11 protein-coding genes are annotated in these 17,224 nt (G+C 51.1%); 9 read left to right on the top strand and 2 right to left on the bottom strand.

Going from position 1 to position 17,224, the window contains the following annotated elements:
* Positions 1-3 precede the first annotated feature (3 nt).
* The 8 genes from E5358_RS04460 (at position 4) to E5358_RS04425 (ending at position 8,427) form a co-directional block, all read left to right on the top strand.
* On the top strand, positions 4-816 hold the full coding sequence (locus E5358_RS04460; RefSeq protein WP_135939083.1) for an SDR family oxidoreductase: 813 nt from the start codon (positions 4-6) through the stop codon (positions 814-816).
* A gap of 98 nt (positions 817-914) precedes the next feature.
* Positions 915-2,195 (top strand): mannonate dehydratase, encoded by a 1,281-nt coding sequence (uxuA, locus tag E5358_RS04455; RefSeq protein WP_135939082.1) that lies wholly within the window; start codon positions 915-917, stop codon positions 2,193-2,195.
* Positions 2,196-2,543: 348 nt separating this feature from the next.
* On the top strand, positions 2,544-3,122 hold the full coding sequence (locus E5358_RS04450) for a porin family protein (RefSeq protein ID WP_135939081.1): 579 nt from the start codon (positions 2,544-2,546) through the stop codon (positions 3,120-3,122).
* Between the two features lie 353 nt (positions 3,123-3,475).
* Entirely contained in the window at positions 3,476-3,889 is a 414-nt protein-coding gene (locus E5358_RS04445; protein ID WP_338400490.1) for a sugar 3,4-ketoisomerase, read from the top strand.
* Entirely contained in the window at positions 3,886-4,872 is a 987-nt protein-coding gene (locus E5358_RS04440) for a GNAT family N-acetyltransferase (protein WP_168354582.1), read from the top strand. Before E5358_RS04445 ends, E5358_RS04440 begins: the two co-directional genes overlap by 4 nt.
* Complete coding sequence (locus tag E5358_RS04435) at positions 4,869-6,326, top strand: oligosaccharide flippase family protein (protein ID WP_135939079.1); 1,458 nt, start codon at positions 4,869-4,871, stop codon at positions 6,324-6,326. The genes E5358_RS04440 and E5358_RS04435 overlap by 4 nt, the downstream gene beginning before the upstream one ends.
* An 11-nt stretch (positions 6,327-6,337) precedes the next feature.
* Positions 6,338-7,447 carry a hypothetical protein gene (locus E5358_RS04430; protein ID WP_135939078.1) on the top strand — a complete coding sequence of 370 codons (1,110 nt, stop codon included), beginning with the start codon at positions 6,338-6,340 and terminating at the stop codon, positions 7,445-7,447.
* Positions 7,448-7,500: 53 nt separating this feature from the next.
* Positions 7,501-8,427, top strand: a complete 927-nt coding sequence (locus E5358_RS04425) for a glycosyltransferase family 2 protein (RefSeq protein WP_168354581.1) — start codon at positions 7,501-7,503, stop codon at positions 8,425-8,427.
* Between the two features lie 32 nt (positions 8,428-8,459).
* Here E5358_RS04425 and E5358_RS04420 read toward each other — a convergent pair whose 3' ends face one another.
* The gene (locus E5358_RS04420) at positions 8,460-9,479 is read right to left on the bottom strand and encodes a Fic family protein (protein WP_135939076.1); all 1,020 of its coding nucleotides are present in this window, start codon (positions 9,477-9,479) and stop codon (positions 8,460-8,462) included.
* Between the two features lie 847 nt (positions 9,480-10,326).
* Here E5358_RS04420 and E5358_RS04415 point away from each other — a divergent pair.
* Positions 10,327-12,891: an SLBB domain-containing protein gene (locus tag E5358_RS04415; RefSeq protein ID WP_135939075.1), complete on the top strand. Its 2,565-nt coding sequence runs from the start codon at positions 10,327-10,329 to the stop codon at positions 12,889-12,891.
* Between the two features lie 392 nt (positions 12,892-13,283).
* On the opposite strand, the gene E5358_RS04410 is transcribed toward E5358_RS04415, so the two are convergent.
* Positions 13,284-17,024: a glycosyl hydrolase family 95 catalytic domain-containing protein gene (locus tag E5358_RS04410; RefSeq protein ID WP_135939074.1), complete on the bottom strand. Its 3,741-nt coding sequence runs from the start codon at positions 17,022-17,024 to the stop codon at positions 13,284-13,286.
* Between the last annotated feature and the right edge of the window lie 200 nt (positions 17,025-17,224).

The raw sequence follows: 17,224 nt of genomic DNA, 5'->3' as shown, positions 1-17,224 counted from the left end.
ACAATGGCAAACCTTTTCAACATCAAGGACTACGTTGTAGTCATCACCGGCGGAACGGGCATCCTCGGCCGCTGCATAGCAAAGTATCTGGCACTCGAAGGTGCAAAAGTAATCATCGGCGGACGCAAGGAGGAAGTCGGCAATGAGATTGTCGCTGACATCCAAAGCGCAGGAGGCGCATGCGAGTTCGTGAAGATGGACGTCATGAACGAGGAGGCTGTGCAGGCTGCCTGTGACTATATTGTGGAGAAATACGGCAAGGTGGACACTCTCCTCAATGCTGCCGGAGGCAACATGGCAGGAGCAGTCATCGCACCCGACCAGACCTTCTTCGACCTGCAGCCTGACCAGTTCCAGGCGGTGCTGAACCTTAACCTCACCGGAACAGTAATCCCTACACGCATATTCCTCAAGCCTATGGTCAAGCAGGGCAAGGGAAGTGTCATCAACTTCTCGTCAATGTCGGCATTCCGTCCTATCACACGCGTCTGCGGCTACTCGGCAGCAAAGAGCGGCATCAACAGCTTCACGGGCTGGCTGGCACAGGAGGCTGCACGCAAGTTTGGCGAGGGAATCCGCATAAACGCAATTGCTCCGGGCTTCTTCATCACAGAACAGAACCGCACCCTGCTCACCAACCCTGACGGCTCTTATACTCAGCGCGGTCAGGATGTCATCCGTCAGACTCCGTTCTCACGCATGGGCGAACCTGAAGAGCTCTGCGGAACAATCCACTACCTCATGTCCGACGCTGCGAAGTTCGTTACCGGCACAGTGGCTGTTGTCGACGGAGGATTCAATGTGACAGCGATGTAAAGAAAAATTGTCAGTAACGTCAGTATTGACAGTACTGTCCATTCTGACAATAGTGACAATACTGACATTACTGACCCAAAACCCAAAAACAACCCAATATGGAAAAAACATGGCGTTGGTTTGGCAAGAACGACAAGATTACTCTTGCCATGCTTAAACAGATAGGCGTGGAAGGTATAGTCACCGCACTGCACGATGTGCCGCTCGGCGAAGTGTGGACACGTGAGAAAATCCGCGACCTCAAGGAATACATCGAGAGCTACGGCATGCGCTGGAGCGTCGTAGAGTCACTCCCCGTGACAGAGACAATAAAGTACGGCGGCCCTGACCGTGACCAACAGATAGAGGTCTACAAGGAGTCACTTGCCAATCTTGGCAAGGAAGGCATACACTGCGTGTGCTACAACTTCATGCCGGTGCTGGACTGGGCGCGCACCGACCTCCTTCACGACAACCCCAACGGAGCAAGCAACCTCTACTTCAACTGGGCGGAATTCGCTTATTTCGACATACATATCCTCAAGCGCGAAGGAGCTGCCGAGGAGTGGAAAGCCATTGTCGAGGGCAACGGCTCCAACGCTTCAAAGGCTCTGCAGGGACGTGACCTCATGGCAGAGGTGGAGGCTATCCGCGCGAAGGCTGACGCACAGTACGACCGCGAGCTTGTGGAGAACATCGTCATAAAGACCCAGGGCTTCGTCTCCGGCAACTTCAAGGAGGGCGACGAGAAGCCTGTCGAGCTGTTCCGCGAACTCCTCGCATTATATAAAGGTGTGACAAAGGATGACCTCCGCAATAACATGAAGACATGGCTTGAGGCAATCATGCCGATATGCGACGAGTATGACATCGACATGTGCGTGCATCCTGACGACCCACCGTTCCCAATCCTCGGTCTGCCACGCATCGTCAACTGCGAAGAGGACATACAATGGTTCCTCGACGCTGTGCCAAACGAACACAACGGTCTGACATTCTGCGCCGGCTCTCTCTCCGCCGGCGGTCACAACGACCTCACTCCGCTTGCCGAGAAGTTCCACGAAAGGACTCATTTCGTGCACCTCCGCTCCTGCTACATCTTCCCTAACGGCGACTTCACTGAGGCAAGCCACCTCGGCGGACGTGCCAACCTCATCGAACTCGCACGCATCTTTGAGAAGGAGGAGCAGCGTCGCATGCAGACTCGCAAGCCTTCCACACAGAAGCTCCCTATGCGTGTCGACCACGGCATGACCATGCTTGGCGACGAGGACAAGGGCTACAACGCAGGCTACTCATTCCTCGGCCGCATGTTCGGCTTGGCACAGGTGCAGGGCATCATTGCCACCGTGGACAATGAGCTTGGCATAAAGTACACACAGCCGGGCTTCTTCGGGTAGTAAGCACCGTGCTTTCTTTCTGCATGATGTAATGCTTTGACAATCAATGTGATAACCATGATGTAACAAAAGGTGACGCTTTGCCATGCAAAGTGTCACCTTTTGTTATGCAAATCCTTACCTTTTATGGGGCAAATCCTTACCTTCCGCACGGTGAATTGTCACTGCCGTTTTCTGATGTACCGTTGCGGAAATGATAAAAAACATCATTTGGCATGGCATTTTTGTATCTTTTTCAAAAAAAACAAGAAAAAAGACACAAATGTTTTGGGTGATTCGGATTTTTGTATTACATTTGCCAACAGAATTAACAATATAATATCATTAACCTCTTAAAACCACAGTATCATGAAAAAGTTACTTCTTTTAGCCGCAATCATCATGACTTCTGTCGGTGCCTATGCACAGCACGAAGTGGGTTCCATCACCATCCAGCCTAAAGTGGGCATGAACATTGCCAGCCTGACAAAGGCTGACGGTGCGGATAGCAGGATAGGTCTCGCTGTCGGCGCTGAGGCTGAGTACCAGATTGAAGACCGTATCAGTCTTTCCGCAGGACTGCTCTACTCCATGCAGGGAGCCACGGCCTCAGAGGACGGAGTGGATGAGACCATCAAACTCGACTACATCAACATCCCTATCCTTGCCAACATCTATGTCACGAAGGGGCTCGCACTGAAGGTCGGCGTGCAGCCGGGATTCAATGTCACGCACAAATACAAGGTGGAAAAGGGAAGTGCATCTGCCAGCGATGACATCGATGGCGTGAAATCATTTGACTTCTCCATCCCTGTCGGCGCATCCTACGAGTTTAGCAACCTCGTGCTTGACGCGCGCTACAACTGGGGGCTGACAAAGGTGTTCAAAGATGCCAACTCAAAGAACAGCGTGTTCCAAATCACATTGGGCTACAAATTCAACATGTAAGTCAAAAGCATAGAAACCCATACCACGGGTTCGAACATAAAATGGGATGAGGGGTTGTCCTGCATTCATTTGCAGGGTGACCCCCTCTTTGTGTACCTTAGTCCGCACGGTGGTTGCAAACCAACAGCCACCATGCAGATTCTTGCGAATCCGGCATGTGACAAATCCACCCAAACAAACGCAATGGTTCATGCCGTGATTCCTGCCATAATAAGCCTGTGTCCGCAACTTTTTGCCATTAAAGGGAAGGTTTTTCAAGAATATTTTGTAAATTTGCACTCTATAGCCGGCTGTGCACCATTGATCATGATGCCAATGCCATGCTGTGACATTACCATATACAAAATACAGCCATGCCTATGAACATTAATGACTGCAAGATAATCTCTTTGCCAAAGGAAGAAGACCCAAGGGGAAGCCTTACGTACATTTATGAGAATGTGCAGGTGCCGTTCCCTATCAAGCGCGTGTTCTACATCTATGATGTCCCTGCCGGCAAGGACCGCGGAGCGCACGCCCACAAGGAGTGCTGGCAGTTTATCATTGCTGCCTCAGGTGCACTTGAGGTGTTTCTCTCTGACGGAAAGGAGGAGCGGGTCATCACGCTTAACCGTCCGTATCAGGGGCTTCTCGTGCCGCCGGGAATATGGGCGCATGAGCGGGAGTTCACCACGGGTGCGCTGTGCCTTGTGCTCGCCAGTCATGATTATGACGAAGGCGACTATATAAGGCAGTTTGATGCGTTCCTGAAATGGAGGGGGCTGTGATGAAAGTGGTGCGCTACACTGCATGCCATGCCAAGGAATGGGACGCTTTTGTGGAAAAGGCGAAGAACGGGACATTCCTTTTCCTGCGCGGATATATGGACTACCATAGCGACAGGTTTGTTGACCATTCGCTGATGCTCTATGATTTCAAGGGGAAACTTGCCGCTCTTCTTCCTGCCAACGAGGTGCGTAATGAGGGTGGGGCAAAGGTTTTGCATTCCCATAAAGGTCTGACCTACGGCGGTTTTGTCCTCGGAAGAAAGTGCCATACGGCAGAGGTCGGCGAGATGTTCCGTGCCGTTGCGGACTATCTTTGTGAGAACGGTTTCCGCCAATGGCATTACAAGCAGATGCCGACCGTCTATCATCTCTTGCCCGCCGAGGAGGACAGCTATTGGCTTTGGCGCATGGGGGCAAGGACAGAGCACTGTGCGGTGATGACCGCTGTTGACCTCCGCAACAAGGAAAGGCATACAGCCTCGCGCAAAAAGACTTATTGCAACAAGTTGAGGCGTGAGGGTTACGGTGTGGAAATAGGCGCACCGTTGGCTGATTTCTGGCAGATTCTCACGGACAACCTGCGTGAAAGGTTTGACGCTGCCCCTGTGCACACCTTTGAGGAGATGACTTTCCTGCAGCAAAGATTCCCCGAAAACATCATCTGCTGTACTGTAAAATCCCCTGACGGTACGGTGGTGGGCGGCACGGTGCTGTTCATCACGCACCGGACAGTCAGGACGCAATACATCTCCGCCTCACCCGAGGGGAAGCGCACAAACGCGCTTGACTTCCTGATGCTCGCACTCATGGAGCATTTTTCAGAGTTTCCGCAGTACAGATATTTTGAGTTCGGCACAAGCATGGCTAAGGACGACACAGCCATTAACGAAGGGCTTGTCATGCAGAAAGAAGGCTTCGGCGGCAGTTGTGTGGCGTGCAGAAGCTATGTGCTGGAGATTCAAGAACCAACAAACAATCAATGACATCAAACAGTTATAAGAGCATATTGAAGGCAATAAGCCTTTTCAGCGGTGTGCAGGGACTGAGCATCCTGCTGAACATCGGCAGGGCGAAGCTGGCTGCCCTGCTTCTCGGTCCTGCGGGAATAGGGCTCAACGCCATATACAATGAGACACGCGAGCTTATCCATTCCTCCACAAACCTTGGTATGGACACAAGCGGCACGCGAGAGATAGCCAAGGCTCTCGGCGAGAGGGACAAGGAGGGCGGTGAGGCACGGCTTCACGATGCAGTGATGCTTACGCGCTCATGGTCAATGATATTCGCCATTGCCGGTTTCCTGCTGACATTCCTTTTGGCAGAACCAATCTCCTGGCTGACATTCTCTGACGGCAGCCATGCCAACGGCTACCGCATAATCTCTTTTGCCGTAGCCTTTTCCACCCTCACCTGTGGCGAACTTGTGGTGCTGCGCGGGCTGCAGAAACTCAAGCTCATAGCGACAGTCTCCATCGTCCATGTCATAGCAGGCATACTTACGACAATTCCGGTCTACTATTACTGGGGCATCGACGGTGTGGCGGCTGCCCTTGTGCTTATGACATTCTCCATGGCAGCAACGACGATGGCGTTCTCCTACCGCATAGAGAAGCCGCGTTTCTGCTTCAAGAAATCACATCTTGCCAAAGGAAAGACAATGCTCATCATCGGTCTGTCGTTCGTTCTTTCTGCCTTTATAGCATCAGGGTCGAAACTGACAGTGCAGTCGTACATTAACAGCCATGGCTCATTGGAGATGGTAGGGCTTTATAATTCCGGCGTGACACTGACACTTACGTATGCCGGAGTGGTCTTTGCGTCCCTCGATACAGACTTCTTTCCACGCCTGTCAAGCGTCTTCAATGACTTGGGGCAACGGTGTGTGACTGTCTGCAGGCAGATGGAAATGGGGCTGCTACTGATATTTCCAATTGTTGTATGCGCCATGTTCGCCATGCCGCTGATAGTCCCTCTGCTGTTCAGCAGCGAGTTCAATGCCATGATTCCCATGGCACAGATAGCATCGATAGGGCTTCTTTTCCGTGCGCTCTATATCCCTGCGGCACTGATACCGCTGGCTGCAGGAGAATCAAAGGTATATCTGATTCTGCAAGGGCTTTCATATCTCTCGTTCATTCCGGCACTTATCATAGGCTATGAGTTAGGAGGAGTGACAGGGACAGGTGTGGGGCTGCTTGTCAGTCATAGTACAGACATCATTGTTAACCTCATCTTCGCAAAATGGAAATACAATGTGTCCATAGGCAAACGATTGGCAGTGGTGCTTGCTACATTGACCACCTATACCGCTGTATGCTATGCTATTGCATACAGTCTGCATGGTATGGCATATATAACCATTGGCGCATTACTGTCTTTGGCAAGTGTGGCAATAAGCGGAATAATGGTTAAAAAGAAACTGAAGATAACAGAATAAAGCAGACAAGCATGATTTCCTCCGAGAGAAAAAGGCAGTTAAAGAAGCGGATAAGGGACATCCTTCCATACGGAATTGTGGCAGAGAAAAAGCGCATACGCTTTATGGAGATGTACGATGAATGTAAAGCGTTGGGCAATGATTTCCAATGGGACGAGGAATGCCTCTTCCGTCAGATTGTCTCCGTGGAGGGCTTCGGTGCCACTGGAGCAAGTGCCGTTGTCGACCTCATAAGGGAATATGACGGACAGAGCGTGCTTGGAACTGTTGATCCTGAAGGAAGTCTTGCCGATCCGGAGGATGATGCCGGAGAGATTGATTTCCTGCGTCTTACCGGAGGACTGTTGCAATTGGAGCAGGCGTTTGATAATTTAAGGACACGCAGCTTCTATTGGAATGATGCAGCTGTCAAACAGTTTATAGGACTGATAAATTTCTCCACACTGTTCCAAAAGCATGAGACTCTGCGTCCATGCTTCTTCAAGTTCCTTGACGAGATACTGGCATTGCGAATCAAGGATGCTAAGGACTGTCCCATTAACCCTGTGATGGGGCGGTTCTATGACACGGCGGACATATATTTCCTTAAGGACATGTCCCTTGATGAGTACAGGCATCTATGCCGCAGGATGCTTAACACCATATTCAACAGATTCCATAACGGCAAAGGTACATTTCTAATGCTCGACCAACTGTTTGCCGACTGCAACGGTAAGACAGAAGAGTTCAGGCAGTATGTTCCTAACCTTAAGCAAGTCATAGTCTATCGTGACCCGCGCGATGTCTACTGCATTGCCCACCGTCTTGACCTGCAATGGATGCCTCATGGATGTGCCGAGGATTTCATAACATGGACAAAGATAATGTATGGCTCTTTTTCACCTGACTCGGAAGAATATCTCTCGCTGCGTTTCGAGAATCTTATCCTCGACTATGACCATGAGGTGGGGCGCATAGAACAATATCTTGACCTTTCACCTGAATTGCATACGCGCAAACGGCAGTGCCTCAATCCCGATGTGTCTGTAAAGAGTGTGCGACAATGGACAAGAGAACCGCAACTTGCTGACGATTTCCGCAAGATAAAGGAGGCTTTCCCACATCTGTGCTATGAAGGATGAAACCCGACAATTTGTCAATTTGGCAACCTGCCAGCTTGTCAAAAAACAAGAAGATGAAACCAATCCTGCTTTCCATAATAATCCCTGTCTACAAGGTCGAGGACTATCTTGACCGCTGCGTGGAGTCTGTCATCGGGCAGTCGTTCAAGAACTGGGAGATGATCCTCGTCGATGACGGCTCCCCTGACAACTGTCCGGCAATGTGTGACAGATGGGTGGAGCGCGACAGCAGGATACGTGCCGTACACAAAACCAACGGCGGACTGTCCTCGGCACGCAACCATGGCATAGGAATTGCGGAAGGTGACTACATGACGTTCATTGACAGTGACGACGAACTGGCACCGGAAACGCTTGCACCTCTCGTAAAAATGCTTGCGGAACATCCTGAATACGACATCCTTGAGTACTCTGTCCACCAGGACTATATGCATCCTGACGACGGCGGGAACCTTTATGTGTTAAAGGAAAAGACATACCTAACTTTCAAAGATTATTGGAGTGATGCCTATGGCTATGAGCACTGCTGGTCATGTAACAAGATTTTCAGGAAAGGTCTGCTTGACAGCGATTCTTTCACTACAGGCCGTTACTACGAGGATGTGCTGCTTATGGTCAAACTTGCTACCATGAATCCTGTCATCCACACCACATCACAAGGACTTTATCTCTATCGCTACAACAGCAATGGCATATCAAAAAGCTATGATGCCGGTCTGCTGCAACTCCTTGAAGCACAGCTGTCTGTCGTCAACGTCCTTGCCACAGACCTCCGTGCACCCCGGTGGCACCGTCTGTACATGCGTCTCCTCAATGTGCAGATTGATGTCTGTAAAATCACAGGAGCCCTCCTTCTGCCCGACGTGCGTGTGGCTGTAAAGAATTATTTCGGCATGTCTTCCCTTGTCAAATCCGTGCTGCTGAACCTCTTCGGGCTGCGTCTCACCTGCCTCCTCTTCGGGCTGAGGAAATGCAAATGACATCATTTCATAAGGCGGACGCCCGGCTTGCGTTATTTTAGAGAGACAACCCATTGCCCGGTCTTGTCAGAACCAATGCGGCTGACGATGCCTTCACTGCGCAGAGTGGCGATGTCGCGTTTTACAGTCTTTTCGTTTACACCTAATTTTTCAGCAAGTTCCTTTATGGTGACATTGCCGTTTGCTGCCATAATCTCTATGATTTTCCTCTTGCGACCGTTTGGATTTACAGGGACATTTACAGGGACATTTACAGGGACATCGTCACTCATGCTCTTTTCGTATTCGGCAATCGAGAGTCTGAGACAGTACTCTAACTCACTGAACATGAAGTCACAGAAGATATTTTCGTCCTCTTTTTCGCGCGCATCCATAAGAGCTTGGATATAGGCAGCCTTGTGTTCCTTGTAAACAATGGTTGGGACAATATGCTTTTCCCATTGCAGCATATTCATCACCAGACGGCTCATGCGTCCGTTGCCGTCTGCCCATGGGTGGATTGTAACCAAACGATAGTGTGCACGGAACGACAATTCGTATGACGCCGGCACATCTTTGTCTGTTATGCGTTCACGTTCGGCATTGAGCCAGGTACAGAATTCCTCAAGCCTTGCAGGAACTTTCAGGAAATTCATGTACGAACGCCCGCCTGCATCGGCACTTGCATTAAGGAGGCGAAGGTCTCCTTTGGAAGCATCGAATGAACCTTGAAATGCGTTGTATTGAGCACCGGTGTTCTTCAGTACCAAAGCAGAAAGTCCGCAAAGAAGTTTCACATTCATGCTCTCACGATTACGCGCATATTGCATAACCTGTTCGTAAGCTGCTTTCAAATCGAGGTTCATCAGTTGTTCCATCACATTCTTGCCGGCAGGCGCAATGCCTTCATCGAAGAGAAGTTGGTTCTCTATCTCTGTGACTGTGCTTCCCTCTATGGCTGTCGAGTGAGTGATGATGCTGTACAGATAGAACTTGTTGTAGTCAATCTGCTGCTCGATGCCAAGCTCGCGGAAGCGGTGAAACAAGGCTGATATGTCTTTTTTGTCTGTCATGACGATATGATTTGTTGTTTTTTACTATATCAGAAATGCTGCTTAATAACACAGACGAACACTAAAGATTAGTTTGTAGTATGCTGATTTGTTTTCGGTTGGGTAAGATATAAGCGGTCTGATAAAACTCTTTTCACCTGTCCACAATGGCAAATGTAGTGATTTTTATTGTATCTGCCAAATATTTTTGAGAATACTACGAACCGGGTTTGAAATATTTCAGGTTTTATCTGTTCCTACGCAAGTTTGGGATAGTACGAACTGCCAAAGTATGCAATCTTTCTGTTTTGCCATTTTGCAGCCAAAACAGGATGATTGCTTGCAAAATGGCAGGTATGGCAGCGTTTTCGACAAACTGAAAATCCAACAAACGTTAAAATGCGAGTGGCGTCACGAAAGGTGGCACTTTGCATTGCCAAAGGTTACGTTTTGAGAAGCCGGGCGTTACCTTTTGCTATACAAATGGTTAGCTTTCATTATGTCACTCTTTGCATTCCGCTTTTTATTCCTGCAAATCTCTTTCCGGATTATGACAGCCAAGACAATCGGGACTTTTGCCCGCAATGCCGGCAGATTCTTTGCATTTGGCATTTTGCCTTGTGCAAAGCAACAATTCTTGGTAAAAGATTGGAAGATTGCGTATTTTTTTGTACTTTTGCATAAAATAGGCTGCACCTCGGCAATTCAGAGCAAGCTCTATTGCATTCGGCTTGCACTAATTTTGCATTCGGCTTGCATTATTTTTGCAACTGCCATAAAATAAACAAGGCGCCTTTCCGTTATTCAGTATAGGGAAAGTGCGCCCGCCTTTCCGTAAACTATTTTGCAGAAAAAAGAAAACACTATAATGAAACGAATCCTAATCATCGCTTTAATCAGCATCATTGCCATGACAAATGCCATGGCACAGTCGATGTCCGACTCGAAGGTTATCGAGTTCGTACAGAAAGAACAGAAGAAAGGGACATCACAGGCACAGATTGTCACGAAACTGATGCAGAAGGGTGTCAGTGTGACCAGGCTGCAGCAGTTGCGCAAGAAATATTCCAAGATGCAAAACGGCAGTCTCGGTGCCTCTTCCACACCAACAGAGGGCGCGGACAACCGCAGCCGGACAGCCAACGGCACGTCCAAGCGCGGTGGAAAGAGCGTGGAGGGAAAGAGCACCCTCGGAGGGGAGGAGTTCTATCCGGAGCTGAGCCGCCGCATGGATGGCGGGGATGATGATGAGTACAGCATGGATGACGGTGTGGATGCACTCAACGATTTCATGCCGGACTCTCTGACTATCCTCGAGAAAAAGCTGGAGAAAAAGCTGAAGAGCAGGCGCAAGGTGTTCGGACGTGACATCTTCAACAACAAGGACTTGTCCTTCGAGCCTAACATGAACATCGCCACACCGCAGAACTATGTCCTCGGTCCGGGCGATGCAGTGATAGTGGATGTCTACGGAGCGTCACAGAAGTCGGAAACTTACACCGTCAGCCCTGACGGCGAGATTGTCATCGAGGGCTTCGGACCGATACAGCTCAGCGGTCTCTCCGTGGCTCAGGCTAACCGCAAGCTGCGCTCCACACTCGGTTCTCGCTATGCTTCGTCAAAGGTGAAGCTGACCGTGGGGCAGACAAAGACCATCATGGTCAACGTCATGGGTGAGGTGAAGGCTCCGGGAACGTATACTCTCTCGGCTTTCGCAAGCGTCTTCCACGCTCTTTACATGGCCGGCGGAACCAATGAGCTTGGCACTTTGCGCGGAATAAAGGTGTACAGGAACGGCCGTCTGGTGTCAAATGTCGATATCTACGACTATATCCTCAACGGCAAACTGACAGGCAATGTGCGCCTTCACGACAATGATGTCATCGTCGTAGGCCCTTACGAATGCCTTGTGAACATCAGCGGTAAGGTCAAGCGCCCTATGTGGTACGAGATGAAATCTACCGAATCCATGAAGTCACTCTTGAAGTACGCCGGCGGATTCACCGGAGACGCTTACACAAAGAGTGTCCGCGACATCCGCAAGAACGGCAAGGAATATTCCGTATATAACGTGACGGAGTTCGATTTCGCATCCTTCAAGGTAGCCGATGAGGACTCTGTGACAGTCGATTCCATACTCCCGAGGTACTCCAACATGGTCGAACTGAAAGGTGCGGCGTTCCGTCCGGGCAAGTACCAGTTGGGTGGCGAGGTAACAAGTGTCCGCAGCCTTATCACCATTGCCGACGGACTGCGTGAGGATGCCTTCACACAGCATGCCGTGATGCACCGCATGAAGAAGGACCGCACTCTCGAAGTTATTCCGGTAGACATTCAGGGCATCATGGACGGCACGGTGGCTGACATCCCATTGTGCAACGAGGATGTGCTCTTCATCCCGTCACAAAAGGAACTGACAGGTGAGCGAAAGCTGAAAATCTATGGCGAGGTGTACTATCCGGGCACATACCAGTATGCTGACGGCATGACCGTCGAGGACTTCATCCTGCAGGCAGGAGGTCTCAAGAACTCCGCATCCACCACCGTCAAGGTCAACCGCCGCATGGCAGACTCCTCCGCTTCTTCCACCGGAAACGTGCGCACGGAGTCCTACGAGATGCAGCTTGTCGACGGTTTTGTGCTCGACGGCAAGGAAGGTTTCAAGCTGCAGCCGTTTGATGAGGTCTATGTGACACGCAACGCGGCATACGTGGAGCAGATGAGTGTCAGCATCGAGGGCGAAGTGATGTCCGCCGGACACTACGGCATGACAAAGGCTAACACGCGTGTCAGTGATGTCCTGAAGCTCTGTGGAGGCATAACGGCACAGGCAGCACCTAACGGTGTGTATATCATGCGCAAGTTGAACGAAGAAGAGAAACGCATACGCCTTAAGAAACTCGATGAGCAGCGTGCCTACCGCGCCTATGCCGGCAACGGTTCGCAGCAGCTTTCCGACGGCGGAAGCAAGTATCTTTTTGCCGACTCCCTCCTTATTGAGCAGTTCCTCCGTCAGGACGAGTACAAGGTGGCAGTGGACCTTCAGGCGTCCATCAACGAACCTGGAAGTGCAGGCGACATAATCCTCCGCGACGGTGACCGCATCATTGTGCAGGAGACAAACAACACGGTGAGAGTCACCGGTGCCGTGCCTTATGAGAACACCGTGCCGTTTGTCAAGGGAAAGGGCATAAAGTACTACATGGCACAGGGCGGTGCACGCGGTGCGAAGAACCGCCGCTGGGCGTACATCGTCTACCAGAACGGTTCCGCAAAGATGGTTCGCGACGGTGCTAAGGTGGAACCGGGCTGCGAGATAGTCCTCCCCGAGCGCAACACTCAGAGCACAGCGGCACAGAATGCTTCCATGTGGGTAAGCATCGGCTCCACCCTCGCAACAATGGGTGCTGTGATAGTCTCTGTGCTGAAGTGATGACGGAATGTGCCGGGGATGAGGCATGATGTATTCCCAAGGGCATAAGTAATCTTCTTAATCCGTATGAATCCGCATGAGAAACTATCATGTAGATTCACGCCAATAACAATCCCTTTCAGTGTGAGGCACCGTCTTACGGTGCAGACCGCTTGTCTGAGACACCCCACATGCAGCCATAAGCAGCATGTGGGGTTAACGAAGAGTCACCGTTTCACGGTGCTTTTTATAGTGTTTTGCTTTTTGTCAGATACAGCAAATTCGTCGAAGTCACATTAATATTAATTCTTTTGTCTTTATTTTTTTCTGACACCATATACAACAAAATCAGGGCACCGTTTGCCATGCAGCCGGTGCCCTGATTTTGTTATTTGTCATTAGTGTCCAAATACTTACAACGGGTTCTTGCAAGAACGTTTCTGACCTTTTCTTATCACGATTCCTTTGTAGGAGTCTGTGACACGTCTGCCGTCGGTGGAGAAGGCTGCGGAGCTGTCTGTGCCGGAGATTCCGGCAGTTATGGCACCGATTGCGGTGCTGCCGGAAGCGACAAGCTCAATTTCCTGTCCCACGGTGGTAGGAATGTCGTAGAGCCATGTCTCCGGGAGGTTGGTCTGCGGAATCTTCGCTTCGTTGACAACGATAGGTTCAGGCATGTTGTACGGCTGCATGAGTGAGTTGCTGTTTCTGCCCTCGGCAATGGCGATGCCTGTACCGTCAGCCATCTGCAGCGGTGTGTTGCTGCGCAGACGGAGGTTGCCGCCAATGGTGGACTTCACTTTCAGGCGTACTACCTTACCGCCCTTCCACTGCAATTCGGTCACCTCGAATCCGCCGCGTGAGCGCAGACCCTTCACCTCGCCGTCAGCCCATGCTGTCGGGAGTGCCGGGAGGAGGTGCATGAATCCGGCATGGGACTGGAGGAGCATCTCAGCGATTCCTGCACAGCAGCCGAAGTTTCCGTCAATCTGGAACGGCGCGTGTGCGTCGAACATGTTTGCGTAAGTTCCTCCGTCAGCATCGTTCATTGTGGCGTTAGGGTCCATGAGGCGCAGCTGGTTGCGGATGATTGAGAGTGCGTGGTCGCCGTCAAGCATACGCGCCCACAGTCCCACTTTCCATCCCATGGACCATCCGCGTGCCGCATCGCCGCGTCCGACGAGGGACTTGTGGACGCCCTGGAATATCTTTGTGTTTGTATATGGCGACACCTGATTGCCCGGATATGCACCCCAAAGGTGGGAGAGGTGGCGGTGAGAGTTCGTTTCCCTGTCCCAATCCTCCTGCCATTCCTGCACCTGACCGTATTTTCCTATCTTGTAAGGCGTGAGTTTGGTCTTCAGTTCGTCGAGTTGTGCCGCGAAATCAGCGTCAGTGCCGAGTGTGCGTGCAGCCTCAGCAGTGTTCTTCAGGACATCATAGACCATCTGGTTGTCCATTGCCACACCGCCGAAGAGAGCACAGTTCATCTCCTTGCCGTTGTCGTCGGTGTACTTGGCGAGTCCCGGATGATTCTCAGGAGAGTTGGACGGGCATACGACCATGTAGCCGGTGTTCGGGTCTTTCACGAGGAAGTCCTGGAAGAACTGTGCGCAGCCTTTCAGCACAGGATAGATTTCCGCAAGGTAAATCTTGTCTCCGGAGAACAGGTATTTCTCCCAAAGGTGGGAAGCGAACCATGCGTTGCATGTCGGCCATACGCCCACGGAATTGTTGTCCACAGCTCCTGTGGTGCGCCAGAGGTCAGTGTTGTGGTGCAGAGTCCATCCCCTTGCGCCATACATCTTGTCCGCAGTCTCTGCGCCTGTCACGGCAACATCCTTCACCATGTCGATGAACGGCTCATGGCACTCCGCGAGATTAGCAACCTCGGCAGGCCAATAGTTCATCTCCACGTTGATGTTGGCAGTATATTTGGAGTCCCATGCCGGGTACTGGCGTGCGTTAGGATTCCATATTCCCTGCAGGTTGGCAGGCTGTGTGCCCGGCTGTGATGAGGAGATGAGCAGGTAGCGTCCGAACTGGAAATAGTTGCTGACAAGTCCCGGGTCGGACTCTGTGGAGCGGAATTCCCGGATGCGTGTCTCCGTGTCTTTCTTCTCTTGTGTGGCGTTAGAGCCGAGGTCAAGGCTCACACGGTTGAACATCGCCTGATACTTCGCTGTATGTCCTGCGAGTGCAGCATCATAGGTCTTGTTTTTTGCAAGATAGTCCGTGATGTATGCGAGAGCCTTTGCATCTGCGTCGGCACTGATATCGTCATAGCTCACGAAGTTTGTTGCAGAAGAGATGATTATGGTTGCCGCTGTCGCTCCGCTGACCTCTATGGTCGGAGTGTTGTTCCTGCTTGCCACCAGTCCGCCCTGCAGGACATTCTGAGTGCCGGAGGTGCTCAGTGTGCCGCCGTCGTTCAGGACTTTTATAAAGGTGAAGCAGTTAAGGCGGTTGTCAATGTTCTCTGTCTTCTCCCTGTCAGGCACGAGTGAAGCCTCTATCATGCCGTCTTCGGTGATTCTGTTGATGCCCGTCTTCACCATGTTTGTCTTTATCGGTGCTGCGAAGCATACGTTGAAGTCCAGCTTCCCGGCTTCGGACGCTTCGAGGCGCATCAGTGTAACGTTGTCCTCAAATGAGGTGAATACGGTGCGTGTGTAGGTTACCCCGTCAAGGACGTATGTCGTTGTCGCTGTGGCTGTTGAAAGGTTGAGTGAGCGGACATAACCCTGCACATCTCGTGCGTTGTCGGTCTGTCCCGCCTCCTCATCATCGTAGCGTTGTCCAGGGAAGCCGAGGAGCACGCATCCTGCCGCCTGATACTGTGCACCGTGTGAACTTTTGGACATCCAGTTAGGTATGGCGAGTTTCTGTGCCGAGGTGTAATCCTTGTTGAAGATGTACTGCTGCACATGCTTCAGTACGGATTTCGCGTTCTCGTTGTGGTTGCGGTTAGGCGACTGTCCCCAGAATGTGTCCTCGTTAAGTTGCAATGTGTCCTTTGCGACGCTGCCGCTCACCATTGCTCCGAGTCGTCCGTTACCGAGTGGCAGGGCCTCCTCCCAATAGTTTGCAGGACGGTGGTACCACAGGCGGTTCTTGCTTTCGAGTATTGGTGGCGGTACAGGGCGTGTGTCAGAGGTCACGAATGATGTCTTGATTTCTGTTTCGAGGACATTTCCGGCGAGGTCCCTGACGGATTTTGCCGGCAGGGTGAGAGTGTAGGAAGTGGTGAGGTCAAGCTCTGAATAAGGGAAAGAGACCTTGTTGGCGTTCACCGTAGGGGCTATTTCCTGTGATGTTTTTGTCGCGTTGTTTGTGAGTACGGCAAGTGCACCGTCACTGACCTGCACCCCTTCGTTGAAGAGCATTATCACCTTTCCTGACGGCACGACCCCTGTTGCGCCGTCGGCAGGAGTGATGGATGTGAGTTTCGGAGCCTGAGTGTCATCGGCAAGGATGTTGACATATTTAAGGTTGTAGTTGCTGGTCTTTGTCGCCGACTGTATGAGCAGGCGTACGATGAGGCTCTCTTTGTCGTCTGCTTGGAGTTCGTATGTGGCGTCGTTGTATGTGTTCCAGTGTGCTCCCGATGTGTAGTCGTCAAGTACGGTCCATGACTTTCCGCCGTCGACAGAGTAGACCACGCCGAACTTTGTCGCGGAGCTTGAGCCGTCGCCTATGGAGAAGTTAAGGCAGACATTGGTGAGTGCCGTTGTCGGCATGGAGATTTCGAAGTACTGGTCGTGCTTCGTGCCGTCGGTGTAGTCTGTCTTGGCGGTGAACTTGTTGGTGGAGGCTGTGTTCAGGCGCAGCAGATAGTTGGGGTTGTTGCCGCTTGTTGTCACTTCCCATTTGCCGTCGGAGGTGTGCAGTGTGACCTTGCAGTCCTCCTGCATCATGGCGCACTCGTTAGGCAGAAAGTACGGCTGTGTCTGCGACCAGTACGTGTTGGGCAGTTTCGACCATCCGATGGTGTTCGGTGTGTAGGTGGCGGTGGAGCCTTTCTTCACGACATCATAGCCTGTGGAGAACACCCATTTGGCTACTGTCGTCCGTCCGGCTGCTGCGGTGGCTGCATGGAGGAGTGCTATCAGCAGCGCTCCCGTGTACAGCATGGCTTTGGCTGTTTTTTTCATTGTTGTAGGTTTTTGATTATTGAAAATAATATCTTCTGCAAAGTTCGCTATAATTGCCGTAAGAGATGTGCAGAATAAGTGCAAGTGTACTGTAAAAAATGCGCAAGAGGGTGAAATTCCTCGCTATTTGTCCGTTATTTCACCATTGACCATCTTTTATTCCAGGAAAATCAGTATCTTTGCATAAGAATAAGCATAAT

Source organism: Palleniella muris, from assembly GCF_004792655.1.
GTDB lineage: Bacteria > Bacteroidota > Bacteroidia > Bacteroidales > Bacteroidaceae > Prevotella > Prevotella muris_A.
The sequence above is the reverse complement of the archived record's forward strand: the minus strand, read 5'-3'. Positions and strand labels throughout refer to the sequence as shown.

What these genes read in the sequence shown, in the direction of transcription:
- E5358_RS04460 (WP_135939083.1), top strand. Translation starts at nt 4, where the DNA reads ATGGCAAACCTTTTCAACATCAAGGACTACGTTGTAGTCATCACCGGC.
- E5358_RS04420 (WP_135939076.1), bottom strand. Translation starts at nt 9,479, where the DNA reads ATGACAGACAAAAAAGACATATCAGCCTTGTTTCACCGCTTCCGCGAG.
- E5358_RS04415 (WP_135939075.1), top strand. Translation starts at nt 10,327, where the DNA reads ATGAAACGAATCCTAATCATCGCTTTAATCAGCATCATTGCCATGACA.
- E5358_RS04430 (WP_135939078.1), top strand. Translation starts at nt 6,338, where the DNA reads ATGATTTCCTCCGAGAGAAAAAGGCAGTTAAAGAAGCGGATAAGGGAC.
- E5358_RS04435 (WP_135939079.1), top strand. Translation starts at nt 4,869, where the DNA reads ATGACATCAAACAGTTATAAGAGCATATTGAAGGCAATAAGCCTTTTC.
- E5358_RS04425 (WP_168354581.1), top strand. Translation starts at nt 7,501, where the DNA reads ATGAAACCAATCCTGCTTTCCATAATAATCCCTGTCTACAAGGTCGAG.
- E5358_RS04410 (WP_135939074.1), bottom strand. Translation starts at nt 17,024, where the DNA reads ATGAAAAAAACAGCCAAAGCCATGCTGTACACGGGAGCGCTGCTGATA.
- E5358_RS04450 (WP_135939081.1), top strand. Translation starts at nt 2,544, where the DNA reads ATGAAAAAGTTACTTCTTTTAGCCGCAATCATCATGACTTCTGTCGGT.
- E5358_RS04445 (WP_338400490.1), top strand. Translation starts at nt 3,476, where the DNA reads ATGCCTATGAACATTAATGACTGCAAGATAATCTCTTTGCCAAAGGAA.
- uxuA (WP_135939082.1), top strand. Translation starts at nt 915, where the DNA reads ATGGAAAAAACATGGCGTTGGTTTGGCAAGAACGACAAGATTACTCTT.